A 13,069-nucleotide genomic window follows, 5' to 3' on the forward strand; every position below is an offset into this window, starting at 1 on the left:
GCCTGCTGCGGCTTTCCTATTTACCACCGCTTTCCTGTTTGCTGCTATTTTCTTTTTTCTGGCTCTTTTTGTTCTCTTTGCTGTTCTTTCTTATGCTGTATCCGCTTACTACACGGTCCTTTTTCTTCTTCCGGCTGATTCCCACCAGCACAGTGACTCCCAGGACAGCCGCGCTGGCTCCGGTAATCCAAGCCCCGGTCCTAAGTCCCTCCGGTTCATAGGAAAAGCTGATTCGGTGGGTCCCTTCACCGATATCCACTGCCAGAAACGTGTCAAACATTTTCCGCGGGGTCACGGCCTTGCCGTCCACCAGTATGGTCCATCCCTTATCATAAGGAATGCTGGTATACATAACGCCGGCCGACTCAGCGGTGATGCTGCCTGACAATTCCGTATCCGTCCACCTGGAAAGCACCATGGGATTCTGGTTCATTTTTCCGTAAACAGCTTCCAGGGCCTGGGGATTAAAACGCCACACCTCTGCCTGCAGGGTCGGGCTGCCGTCATCTCCTGTCTCCAGGCGAACCTCCACATCCTTGTTGATACGGCCCAGCTCCATGAAGTAGCCCCTGTCCACATTATCAAAGCTCTCGGTCTGCTCTCCGATTACAGCCGTGACCTCCTTTACCTTCTTATTGGTCACATACACATAGTAATCGCCGGTTTCCTGGGCTGTAAATGTAAGTTTCCTGCCCTCTGTCACACTTTCGTTGGGAAGCAGTACATGCTCTGTATCCAGCACATCGCAGAGATCGTTCTGGACATGGGCCGGATTCCCGGAATCCAAAATCCAGTTTCCTTCCACATCCGACGGCAGCATAAATGCCACGGGCAGGGTAAATTTATTCTCATACAGCCACATACTTCCTTTTCTCGCGGACAAATCCCTAAGTCCATCGGCAGGCTGCTGGTCCCCGTATATGCCATAGCGAACGGACATCAGACTGTCCACCAGAGGCGTGCTTCCTGTGATGCTGTAGGCATTGGTGGAGCTCTCACACCCCATCCTGCGGAAGAAATCCGACAGGGAGGCATTGGCTGTGGATGAAAACAGGGATACGGACGGGAAATTCATCCAGGCGCCGTCATTCTTTGTCTTTCTATCTGTCTTTTCCACACGATAGAATGTATCCGACTTAATATTCCACACCAGATCCTCCACGTCCTGGTTATCTTTCACATAAGAAGTTCTGCTGGTGGTAGGGATACTGGTTACCGCGGTATTCACAGCCGCCTCAATGGCAACCACGGCCAGAGCAGTGAGAAGAATGGCGTCCAGACTCCATTTTCCCTTGTGGTACAGGTAAATCAGACCTCCATATATGGCAATGAACAGGAGTGCCGCATAGAACACGGAAAAATGGTATTGTTCCGGATTATCCACCAGCTTCTCTGCCAGCAGCACAAAGGAAACAGCCCCCCAAAACGCCAGGCATACCGATTTCCAGGACATATCCTCCAGATGAATATAGGCGTGGTAACACATAAACAGCATCAGTGCAATATAAATAAAGGACTGACGGCAGGGAAGGCTGTTGGGATAGTGGAACCCATGCCAGATAAAATTCAGCACATTGACTGAAAAGCTGGCGTAAAACAGAACCAGCATGGAGCAGTACACTGCCTTTTCCCTGAAGGTAATCTTCCTGCTGCCCAGGTATAAAAGGAAGAACATAAGCACTGCCACACCGCAGTATATATTGGGCCAGTGGTCCAATCCTATCTCGGTTCCCACATTTCCTATATGACGGGCAATCATATCAAAGATGGAGAAATAGGATGAAAATGTCTTAGGGAAATCAAAATCCCCTGACGCCGTGACCTGCAGCGCATAAATCTCCGGCAAAAGCACCACCGCGGCAAGACCGCCTGCCAGAAGGGAATAGAAGGCAAACCGCAGCCCTGTTCCCATGAACTCCCCGAAGCTTTTGGGCGGATTGAGCGTCATCTGCGCAATCACATAGATAACCATAAAAATGCAAATCATGATGGAAATATAGTAATTGGAAAGGATGGAGAGGCCCAGCGTAATGCAGTAAAGCGTCCCCTTCTTCTCCTTTACCAGCTGCTCCAGCCCCAGCAGAATCAACGGGAACAGCATGATGCAGTCCAGCCACATGATGTTCCAGCTGTAAGCAGCCATATAACCGCTAAGGGCATAAAAAATACCGAAAAAGCCCACGCCGAACTTCTTAACTCCAAAGTGTTTCTTCAGATACCATGAAAAGCTAAGGCCGGACAATCCTGTCTTGAGAACAATGAGTATGGTCATAAACTCAATGATAAACTTCTTCGGGCATAATATCAGAAGCCAGTTTACCGGGCTGGCCAGATAATAGGCATAGAGCGCAGAAAAATTCACCCCCATGCCGATATCCCAGCTGTAAAGCAGGCTTCCCCCATGGGTCAGCTTATACTGGAACTCTGAAAAAAACGGGGCATACTGATGGTACATATCCGTCCTGAGAAAACACTCTTCCCCAAATGGAAAGATACCTCTCTGGGCAAATATGATTATCATGGCCACCACAGGGACAAAAAATGCTGCCACAAGACCATCCGAAGGCTTTAGCAGCCGAAGTCCGCGCCTGTTTTCTGTCTGTGACATCCCTGTCTCTCTCTTATCGTACTGCTGCCTGTCCTGTCCGGCAGTCTCATTCTCTTCTTCCATTCCGTATTCGTCTTCCTCTGATGTATATTCGTCTGCTGTATATCTATCCGCTATATAATTATCTGCGGCATATTTATCCGCTGCATACTTATCTGCCGCATATTTATCCGCCGCATATTCATCTGCGGCATATTCATCTGCGGCATATTTATCCGCTGTATACTTATCCGCCGCATATTTATCTACCGCATATTTATCTACTGCATATTTATCCGCTGCATACTTATTCGCCGCATATTTATCCGCCGCATATTTATCCGCCCCATCATATTCCGAAGCATTTTCCTCTGATGAATCATCACCGAAAAGATACGCCTCCAGTGTGCCTTCTTCCGTTAAATATTCCTCTGATGTCGTTTTATCCCCGCCGGAAACCGGCTCCTTTGAGAGCGCTTCCTCCCGGGCTTTATCCTGCATGGTCGGTTCTGGCTGCACAAGCTTCAGGATTGCGTCAAGCTCCCGTTCAACCCGTTCTATCTCTTCACGTTCCATCACAGTCACCTTTCTCTATTCAGGCTTATTCTTGAATATCCAGAGTTTGCTGAAAATATAGTTCAGTACCATGTTGATTACAGAGGATGTGAATTTGCAGAACAGCTCATACAGCATTCCCCTGTCGCCGCCTAATTTCACCATGACCACCATGAGCACCCAGGTAACGGCTCCTGAGAACGCCCGTGCAGCCACAAATGCACCCACTTCCTTCACAAGGTAGGAAGGCCGCAGATTATAATTGCGGAACACAATAAGCTTGTTCACCACATAGGCAAACAGCACAGCCGCCAGCCATGACATGGCCTGGGACAGGCCTACGCCTATCTCAATCTGCCTCAGCAGGGCATATACCGCAAAATCAACTGCCGTGGTGAGAAACCCGCATATAATGTAGCTTACAGTCTCGTAGTTAACACATTTTTCCCATAGTTTACGTAACATTTTCTGCTCCTGCCCTGTTCCAGAGTACACACACACAATCCCTGGAGCAATAATCCCTTCTATTATATGGTAGCATCATGGAATTGTAAAGAAAAAACCATTATCTGTCCAGGAAATCCTCGGCTCCCCTGGTGTAATGGAGTTCCCCGTCTTCCGTAAGGAATATGCCGTAGATTTGGTCCATGGATTCTATGAGCCTGGTGCCCTCTTCCAATCCCAGTGCAAAGCAGGTGGTGCTCAGTCCGTCCCCGTCCACTGACCTGGGGGAAATGATGGATACCTGGGTCAGCCCATTTTCATATGGGTAGCCGGTAGCCGGATCCAGTATATGATGATAGTTGACACCGTTCTCCACAAAATGCCTCTCGTACACCCCTGACGAAACCACTGACATGTCGTCTATTTTCAATGCCGCCACTGTCTCTGTATGGGTTGCGTACGGCCTCTGGAGTCCTATTTTAAAAGGGGCGCCGTCCGGCCGTTTTCCCACGCAGAGCACATTTCCTCCCAGATTGATGACCGCACTTTTCACACCGTTTTCTTCCAGATATGCCTTCATCTGATCTGCTATAAACCCCTTGGCTATGGCGCCCAGGTCAATGGTTGTCTCATCATTGAGAAAGGTGACCTGTCTGCCGTCCAGGAGCACGTTTTCATAGCCCACCTTTTTAAGGTCCGCCTCAATCTCTTCCTCAGGCGGCACATGAGGCGTCTTTCCTGTAAAATCCCACAGGGAACTTAAGGGCTCTATGGTTATATCAAAGGCCCCCCGGGACATACGGCAGTACTCCAGCCCCTCCGACAGTACCTGGGCTGTTTTCTCCGATACCGTGATGGTCCTCTCGCCCGGCCTGCGGTGGTTCAGTTTGTAAATCTCGCTGCCCTCCAGGGTTCTGCTGAGCAGCTTCTCATAGTCGGAACAGAGTGTCATGCAGCCGTCCAGAATGGTCTGGTCCTCTGAATCGTATAAGGTGACGGTGACAAATGTGTTCAACAAAAAAGACGACCTGGTGACAGGATCCGCAACTTTCTTGCTGCATCCTGCCAGCCAAGCCGTGCACATGATAATCAAACCTGCTGTTATTATTGTCTTTAATCCTGTATTTTTCATGCCTTACATTCTAGCACCCGGGCATGTAAAAGTCAAGGCAGCCCCATCAGGCTTTGGTCTCTTCCATGTACTCATCCATCACAGCGTCCAGAATATTCTTAAGTGTCTCTGGCGCTCTGCCTCCCACCGGCGTGCCGTCAATCTCATTGGCAGCCACACACAGTTTGGTGGATGATGTCACCAGAACCTCGTCCGCATCCATCATCTCCTTCAGGGTATAGGGAGTCTCGCTTACAGGAATCTCCAGTTTCTTACAAATGCGAATCAGGTGGGCTCTTGCAATGCCCGGAAGAATCAGATTGTCCGCAGGAGCCGTGTAGAGAATTCCATCCTTCAGGATATGGCAGTTGCTATGGGCACATTCCGTCACACGGTCGCCTCTGTGGAACACTGCTTCCTGGCATCCTGCTTCCTTTGCTTTCTGGGCAGCCATGACGCTGGGCAGCAGATTCAGGGTTTTGATGTTGCAGTGAAGGAAACGGGTGTCCTCCTGGGTAAGCAGGCGAATCTTCTTGTACAGGTCCGGTGTTCCCATGGGCTTTAACATAACCCAGAGATTGGCTGGTACATTCTCCGGAAATTCATGGGTTCTGACAGCGGTACCCCTGGTTACCTGGAAATAGATAAACAGATCTCCGGTATCCATCTTATTGACCAAATCCTGAAGCAGCGCCTTCAGCTCTGCCTTTGTGCACGGCACCTGCATCTTGATAAGGCCTGCGCTGTTGAAGAAGCGGTCAACGTGCTCGTCAATTGCAAAAATCTTGTAATTGCGGCAGGGACCTGCATCGTATACACCGTCTCCAAACCAGCATACCCTGTCATTCATGGGAACGCTCATGTTCTCCAGTTCGTCGTACTTTCCATTATAATATCCAAGCGTTTTCATATATGTAATCTCCTTTATAATAAAATATTCATTGAAACATGATGCTAAAACCGCTTTTTCTCTTCTTCCGGTATGGCGGAATACATGTTTTTGATTTCCTTCAGAACGAAATGGGTCCTGGTGGCAGACACACCGGGTATGCTCTTGATGGTGCGGTGGATGCGCTCCAGCTCATCGGAGGAGGCGCAGGATATCTTCAGCACAAAGTCATAATCTCCGGTCAGATAGTAGCAGTCCAGGATATTAGGGTGATCCATGATCACCTCGGTGAAGGAGTCATGGAACCTGGGATGTTCCAGGCTGATTTCCATTAGGGCTGTGACATCGTTCCCCAGGGCCTTGGCATCCACCCTTACCGTATAGCCCTTGATGATGCCGGACTCTTCCATCTTCTTGATGCGGTCCAGTACGGCCGATACGGACAAATGAATGGCTTTGCTGATGTCTGAGGCTGTCTCCCTTCCGTTCTCTTTTAGGATGTTCAGTATCTTATAGTCAAGTTTATCCATCTTGTCCCCCTGTTATTTTAGCTTTTCAAATGTGATTTCGTAGTATATACTGGTAGGTGGATAGAATGCATTTTCTGCACTGCCCTCGCCGTGACTGCCCGGTACGCAGTGCGCCTTGCCGCCGGGCTATGCCCTTTGTCCGGGTCACAGGCTTCGTGGACATTATAACACAAATCATCCAGGAGTTGTACTATGAATCTCTCTTATTTGAAATATGCGGTAGAAGTGGAAAAAACTGGGTCCATCACTAAGGCGGCTCAGAATTTTTATATGAATCAGCCTCATCTGAGTAAAATCATCCGTGAGCTGGAACGTGACCTGGGCTGTGACATCTTCGACAGGACCAGCCGCGGGATGGTTCCCACCAAGAAGGGTGAGGAGTTCCTGCGCTATGCAAAGGCAATCCTGGTCCAGGAGGAACAGATTGAGGCCCTGTGCGTGAAGAACAGCGAAAAAGCCCTGGAGGTGAATCTGTGTGTTCCCAGAGCCACCTATATTTCCTATGCCTTCTCTGATTTTCTTAAGCATATGGACAGCTGTCCCTCTGTCAATGTACATTACATGGAAACCAATTCCAGGGACACCATCCGGGGTGTGTCAGGCAAGACCTTTGACGTGGGCATTATACGCTGTCAGGCCCTGTATGAATCTTATTATATGAAGCTTCTCCAGGATGAGAACCTGGAGTGGAAGGAACTGTGGCAATTTTCCTGCAATGTCCTTATGTCCCCCAGCCATCCCCTTGCCTCCAGGGACAAGCTGACTTACCTGGATTTTACCGATTACATTGAAATCGTCCAGGGCGACATCCAGAATCCTTCCTTTACCTTTGAGGCCCAGGATGCCTCTGCCACCGGCGGCAACTCCAAGAAAACCGTTTCCATCTATGACAGGGGAAGCCAGTTTGAGCTGCTGCGCCAGCTGCCCGGTTCCTATATGTGGACCTCTCCTGTGCCTTACGGCTGTCTCACCTCCTCAGGTTTGATTCAAAAGACATGCAGTTATCCTGGAAACATCCACAAGGACCTGCTGATTTACAGGAACGGATACCGCTTTTCCAAGGAAGAGGAGGAGTTTCTCCGGTGCCTTTCACGGATGGTAAGCCGTCTTTCCGATTGACCCGCCGGGCGCACGTACATAAAAGCCCGTCAGCCCCTTCATTGAGCGGCTGACGGGCTTTTCGTTTACTCTTAAATCCCGTTTTTTCCTATTTAGTTTGTTCCTATTTATATAGTGTAATCCGTTTTACCACGACCCGGAGAGAATCCTCGCCAGCTCACTGTCCTCGTTCAGTATGACAGTCTTATTGTCCCCTTTCATGGAAGCCTTAAGGGCATCCAGGGATCGCACATAATTATAGAAGTCGGCCTTTGCCTCGTCATTGTAGGCATCGCTCAATATCTGCATGTATCTGGCCTCGCCCTCCGCCTTGATCTTTTCTGCCTCAGCGTTGGCCTTGGCTATGGTCTCCTTTACCGTCTTATCCGTCTCATTCTTAATCAGGGATGACTGGTAATCGCCGTCAGCCGTATACTGGGCCGCGATGTTGTTTCGCTCAGATATCATTCTCTGGTACACGGACTCCTTGTTGGAATCAGGAAGATCCAGCTTCTTTGTCTCCACCGCATAGATGTGGATGCCGTAGGAATCCATGGCATCACCGATATTCTCCGTGATGGTCTTAGCCAGGTTCCCGTCACGGCCTGATATAATATCCGCCTGGTTGGTGGAGGAAAGCACATTTTTGATGGAGTTATATACCACGTTCCCCAGCCTGACCTCCGCCTTTTCCTTGCTGGCGTTCAGGGACGCCAGATATTTCACCGGATCATTGATATCCCATATGACGAAAGAATCAACGGTCATTACCTTTTTATCCTTTGTGGTTACATCGCTTGGATACAGGTCGGAAATCATCTTATACTTAGGTATCTTCTGCACAGACTGCAGGAAGGGAACCCTGAGGGATGGTCCTGCCGAATTCTCTACCCGGACCACCTTTCCGAACTGAATAATCAGGGAGTACTCGTTGGATTTTGTGACCACCAGCGGATTGAAAATGGTGACAGCCAGGAGCACGATAACAATGATTCCCATGTTTCTCATAAATTTAGTCAATGTCTTCATTACTGTCCACCTCCGTTCTGGTCATTGCCCTCATACAATTCCTCCTGGTCATAGGAGCCGGACTGGCTGCCGCTGTCGGCCCCTGCCTGATTTGCCCGTCCTGTCTGGTCCGGCTGATTTGCCTGGCTGTTGTATGAACCTGCCGGAGAGCCGGTGCTGCTCTGGGTTCCGGAGACAAAGGAGTCCAGGGGAAGCATGGTCTGTGTCCCGTCTGATCCGTTTATGATGACCTTAAGCCCTGGAAGGATATCCTCCATGGTCTCATAGAACATCCTCTTCTTTGTAATAAGAGGATACTTTGCATATTCCTGGTACATATCGTTGAACCTGGATACCTGCCCCTCTGCCTCGCTGATTCTCTGCTGGCGGTAGGCTTCCGCGTCCCTTGCAGCCTTGTCCGCCTCTGCATTGGCTGCCGGCAGCCGCTCGGACTGGTACTTCCTGGCCTCGTTGATTTTGGTATCCATGCCCTGTTTCGCATCCTCAACTGCCTTAAACGCATTGTTTACAGCGTCTGTAGGCGGCTGCGCGTCCTGGATGGTCACATTGTTAATACCCAGGCCGATGTCCTCCTGCTCCAGGCGCTCAGACAGCAGTGCCTTCACCTTAGCCTGAATCTCGGATTTGCCGGTGGTGATGACCTCGTCCACGCTGTAGGAGCCCACCGTATCCCTGATATAGGACTGGGCCAGGTTTTTTAAAATCGGAATGGCCGTGTCGCTGTGGATATACGCCTTAATGGGGTCCACAATCTGGTACTCAATGTAAAAATCCACATTCACAAAGTTAAAATCCTTGGTTATCATCTCTGACTCAGACGAAACCGTTATCGGATTGTTCTCGCTGTCCGCATGGTTCTGTGCATTGTAATCCGGGTCATATCCAATGGGCATGCCCTTGATTTCCTTGGACATCTTATGTACCTTCTGTATGAAAGGCACCTTGAACTTGGGTCCCGAGGTAGTGACGCTGCTTGGACGGCCAAAGGTGGTAAGCACTGCCATCTCGTTCTCTGACAGGGTATAGAAAGAATCAAAGGCCGCAATGGCCAGAACAGCCACTGCAATGGCTATCTTTATGGGGCGGAGCATCCGCTTCATCCTCTTATTGCTTTCTTCCCCGTTGTCAAATACTACTTCCGGTCCCTGATCTTTTTTACCGCCTCCAGGTCCCACGAACTTCTTACCCATGAAAAAATTCATCCGGTATTCCCCTTTCTCAGTCATTTTAGAGAAGTATACCATAAGTTTCACATACCGGATAGCATTTCTCTCCAGTTTCCAATATTTTTATAATTCCGTTCGGGAGATACCGGAAAAGGAATACCGGTATTCCTTTTTCATACCTACCCATTCCAGGTCAAAGGTGTTAAGATGTAATCGTTAAAGAAATAACACACCAAAACAACATTTTACATATACTGGGAGGTATTATCATGAGATTTACACTGCCAAGAGATTTGTACCATGGAAAAGATGCACTGGAAGCCCTTAAGACCCTGGCCGGCAAAAAAGCCATTGTTGTTGTGGGCGGCGGGTCCATGAAACGGTTTGGTTTTCTGGACAAGGTAGTTGATTACCTGAAGGAAGCCGGCATGGAGGTTCAATTATTTGAAGGTGTTGAGCCGGATCCATCTGTGGATACAGTTTTAAAAGGCGCTGCTGCCATGCAGGAATTTGAACCTGACTGGATTGTGGCTGTGGGCGGCGGTTCTCCCATTGACGCGGCAAAGGCAATGTGGGCATTCTACGAATACCCCGACACATCCTTTGAGGACCTGATTACACCATTCAGCTTCCCGACCCTTCGTACCAAGGCTAAATTCTGTGCGATTTCCTCCACATCAGGAACAGCAACTGAGGTTACCGCATTTTCCGTTATTACTGATTATAAGAAAGGCATCAAATATCCTCTGGCCGACTTCAACATCACCCCTGATGTGGCTATCGTGGACCCGGCCCTGGCTGAGACCATGCCAAAGAAGCTGACCGCACACACAGGAATGGATGCCATGACCCATGCAATTGAGGCTTATGTCTCAACCCTTCACTGCGAGTATACGGACCCGTTAGCACTCCATGCCATCGAGATGATTAACGAGTATCTGATACCTTCTTATAACGGGGATATGGAAGCCCGTGATAAGATGCACGATGCACAGTGTCTGGCCGGAATGGCGTTTTCCAATGCTTTGCTTGGAATCGTACACTCTATGGCTCATAAGACAGGTGCTGCATATTCCGGCGGTCACATTGTTCACGGTTGTGCTAATGCAATGTACCTTCCCAAGGTTATAAAATTCAACTCCAAAGAACCTGAGGCCGCCGCCAGATATGCGAAAATCGCTAAATTTATCAACCTTCCCGGCACCACGGATGAGGAACTGACAGATGCCCTTATTGCCCGTCTCTTAGAGATGAACAAGGCCCTGGACATCCCGGCCTGCATAAAGGATTATGAAGGCGGAATCATTGATGAGAAGGAATTTATGGATAAGCTTCCAAAGGTTGCCGAACTGGCCGTAGGCGATGCCTGCACCGGCTCCAACCCAAGAACCATCACTCCTGAGGTTATGGAACAGCTGTTAAAATGCTGCTACTATGACGAGGAAGTAGATTTTTAACTGCCCCCTTTTGTGTTACACTCCATATATACGGTTTGTTTTTACTGCCCGAAAAGGGTGGGAAAGAATTCGTCTTTCCCACCCTTTTCACATTGCTATTTTTACGCTGCCAGAAGCTGTTCCATATAGCGCAGATACCCGCACAGCCCTGTAATGATGAATATTTCCAGAAAACTGGTGATAAAGCCTGCTTCCAGGAGGAAGAGGACGGAGCAGGCTGCCATCATCCACAGGATGCCCCATGCCCTGCGAAAACGCATCCGGTCGCGGGAACTGAGAAAGCGGAGGAAGCCAATGATACTGAAGGCCAGAAGCACAGGTGAAAAAAATGCAAGCAGCACATGGAGGTCTGCCTTCAGGGGATATTTCTCCGGCATATAGGGAATCATAACCGCCATGAGAAGAAAGGCTGCTGCTGTATACATCAGGGTCCTGCCTCCCGGATTCCTGTATCTTCCTATGTGAAAAAGATAACGGACATACACACAGTAATAGATGCCGGTGGCAAATCCCCACACCGCAAACAGCAGCTTGTTGCCGGTGCGGTTGCCCAGGACAGACAGGTTGGTACCGGTCCAGCTGTCAAAGGAAGCCAGGAATATGGTCACGCCGGGAATCAGATAAATCGTGAAGAGGTCGTATTTTCCTTGAAACCGTACATTCCGGCCCTGCATGGTCCTGCCTCCTTTATCAGATAGTCCCTGCTCTTAAATCTGTCCCGGCTCGCCTGCTATCCGCATATCCGGGACAATGAGGAAGGGAGCGCGCACATCTGCTTGCGATGTGCCGCTCCCTATCATTATCTGATGAAGTGCTGACTTTTACACTTGAATCATTTTCCTTTGAAGGTATCTGACCTCCAATTATGCCATTGTTTTTAAAAGCTTTTCCACAGAGGAGAGCTTTACGCAGAGTGCAAACAGCTCGGCAGCCGTTATCAAATCCCCCAATGTGGGATAGGTGGGCGCAATGCGGATATTGCTGTCATGGGGATCCTTTCCGTAAGGATAGGTGGCTCCGGCAGATGTCATAACCACTCCTGCCTTCTTGCATCTGGCCACAATATCCTTTGCACACCCCTCCAGAGAATCAAAGGAGATAAAATATCCGCCCCTTGGCTTTGTCCACCGGCCGATTCCCAGGCCTTCCAGCTCACGCTCCAATATCTCCTCCACTGCCTCAAATTTTGGCCGGATGATGTCTGCGTGCTTTCTCATATGCTCTACCATGCCGTGGATATCCTTAAAGAAACGGGCATGGCGCAGCTGGTTTACCTTATCATGGCCAATGGTCTGGTTCTTTAACTGGGCCTTGATATCCTCCAGGTTATTGTGGGAGGTGGCAATGGCCGCAATGCCGGACCCCGGGAAGCTGATTTTGGAGGTGGAAGCAAACTTATAAACCAGGTCAGGATTTCCGGCCCTCTTGCACTCTGCCAGAATTTCAATCAAATGATCCTGGTCATGGTCATACAGGTGGTGTACGCCGTAGGCATTGTCCCAGAATATACGGAAGTCGGACGCGGCCGGCTTCAGCCTTGCAAAACGGCGGACCGTCTCGTCTGAATAGGAATAGCCCTGGGGATTGGAGTACTTGGGTACGCACCAGATTCCCTTGATGGAATCATCGGAAGCCACAAGTTCCTCCACCATATCCATATCAGGTCCATCCTCGGACATAGGTACATTGATCATCTCGATGCCGAAGTATTCTGTGATGGCAAAATGGCGGTCATATCCGGGAACCGGGCAGAGGAATTTCACCTTATCCAGCTTGCACCAGGGAGTGCATCCCATGATTCCGTGGGTCATGGCCCTGGATACGGTATCGTACATAACGTTCAGGCTGGAATTGCCGTAAATGATAATGGTGGAAGGATTCACCTCCATCATATCCGCAAGCAGTACCTTGGCCTCGTCAATTCCTGTCAGCACACCGTAATTGCGGCAGTCTGTACCGTCCTCGCAGGTAAGGTCGCTGGTGCTGCTCAGTACGTCCATCATACCCATGGAAAGGTCCAGCTGCTCCACACACGGCTTTCCCCTGGACATATCCAGCTTCAGGTCCTTTGCCTGAAACTCATGGTACTGTGCTTTCAGATCCTGGCGCAGTGAAAGCAGTTCTTCTTTAGTCATCTCTGCATATGGCTTCATAATATCCTCCTGGCTCACTATATTTTCTATAAAATGTGTCCGTCAGGCAT

Annotated in this window: 11 protein-coding genes; 2 read left to right on the forward strand and 9 right to left on the reverse strand. The window is 49.5% G+C overall.

All coding sequences use genetic code 11. From position 1 onward, the window contains the following. Window positions 1-16 precede the first annotated feature (16 nt). The 5 genes from CGC65_RS21980 to CGC65_RS22000 form a co-directional block, all read right to left on the reverse strand. The gene (locus CGC65_RS21980; RefSeq protein ID WP_002568470.1) at window positions 17-3,163 is read right to left on the reverse strand and encodes a YfhO family protein; all 3,147 of its coding nucleotides are present in this window, start codon (window positions 3,161-3,163) and stop codon (window positions 17-19) included. A gap of 15 nt (window positions 3,164-3,178) precedes the next feature. Continuing rightward, entirely contained in the window at window positions 3,179-3,607 is a 429-nt protein-coding gene (locus CGC65_RS21985; protein ID WP_002568471.1) for a GtrA family protein, read from the reverse strand. A 100-nt stretch (window positions 3,608-3,707) separates the two neighbouring features. Further along, complete coding sequence (locus CGC65_RS21990) at window positions 3,708-4,670, reverse strand: FAD:protein FMN transferase (RefSeq protein WP_002568472.1); 963 nt, start codon at window positions 4,668-4,670, stop codon at window positions 3,708-3,710. Between the two features lie 94 nt (window positions 4,671-4,764). Next, window positions 4,765-5,607, reverse strand: coding sequence for an aminotransferase class IV (locus tag CGC65_RS21995; protein WP_002568473.1), 843 nt, complete (start codon window positions 5,605-5,607; stop codon window positions 4,765-4,767). A gap of 44 nt (window positions 5,608-5,651) precedes the next feature. Then, window positions 5,652-6,116, reverse strand: coding sequence for an Lrp/AsnC family transcriptional regulator (locus CGC65_RS22000; protein WP_002568474.1), 465 nt, complete (start codon window positions 6,114-6,116; stop codon window positions 5,652-5,654). A gap of 192 nt (window positions 6,117-6,308) precedes the next feature. Between CGC65_RS22000 and CGC65_RS22005 the strand changes: the two genes are divergently transcribed. After that, complete coding sequence (locus CGC65_RS22005) at window positions 6,309-7,235, forward strand: LysR family transcriptional regulator (RefSeq protein WP_002568475.1); 927 nt, start codon at window positions 6,309-6,311, stop codon at window positions 7,233-7,235. A gap of 126 nt (window positions 7,236-7,361) precedes the next feature. Here CGC65_RS22005 and hflC read toward each other — a convergent pair whose 3' ends face one another. Both hflC and hflK read right to left on the reverse strand, forming a co-directional pair. Then, on the reverse strand, window positions 7,362-8,243 hold the full coding sequence (gene hflC, locus CGC65_RS22010) for a protease modulator HflC (protein WP_002568476.1): 882 nt from the start codon (window positions 8,241-8,243) through the stop codon (window positions 7,362-7,364). Further along, a complete protein-coding gene (gene hflK / locus CGC65_RS22015) occupies window positions 8,243-9,445 on the reverse strand; it encodes an FtsH protease activity modulator HflK (RefSeq protein WP_002568477.1) in 1,203 nt (400 codons plus the stop codon). The genes hflC and hflK overlap by 1 nt, the downstream gene beginning before the upstream one ends. 233 nt (window positions 9,446-9,678) lie before the next feature. On the opposite strand from hflK, the gene CGC65_RS22020 reads away from it, so the two are divergent. After that, window positions 9,679-10,866, forward strand: a complete 1,188-nt coding sequence (locus tag CGC65_RS22020; RefSeq protein WP_002568478.1) for an iron-containing alcohol dehydrogenase — start codon at window positions 9,679-9,681, stop codon at window positions 10,864-10,866. A gap of 101 nt (window positions 10,867-10,967) precedes the next feature. Here CGC65_RS22020 and CGC65_RS22025 read toward each other — a convergent pair whose 3' ends face one another. Both CGC65_RS22025 and CGC65_RS22030 read right to left on the reverse strand, forming a co-directional pair. After that, window positions 10,968-11,540, reverse strand: coding sequence for a hypothetical protein (locus tag CGC65_RS22025; RefSeq protein WP_002568479.1), 573 nt, complete (start codon window positions 11,538-11,540; stop codon window positions 10,968-10,970). Between the two features lie 189 nt (window positions 11,541-11,729). Continuing rightward, a complete protein-coding gene (locus tag CGC65_RS22030; RefSeq protein WP_002568480.1) occupies window positions 11,730-13,019 on the reverse strand; it encodes an aspartate aminotransferase type Ic in 1,290 nt (429 codons plus the stop codon). Between the last annotated feature and the right edge of the window lie 50 nt (window positions 13,020-13,069).

Origin of the sequence: Enterocloster bolteae (assembly GCF_002234575.2) — a bacterium.
Lineage (GTDB): Bacteria > Bacillota > Clostridia > Lachnospirales > Lachnospiraceae > Enterocloster > Enterocloster bolteae.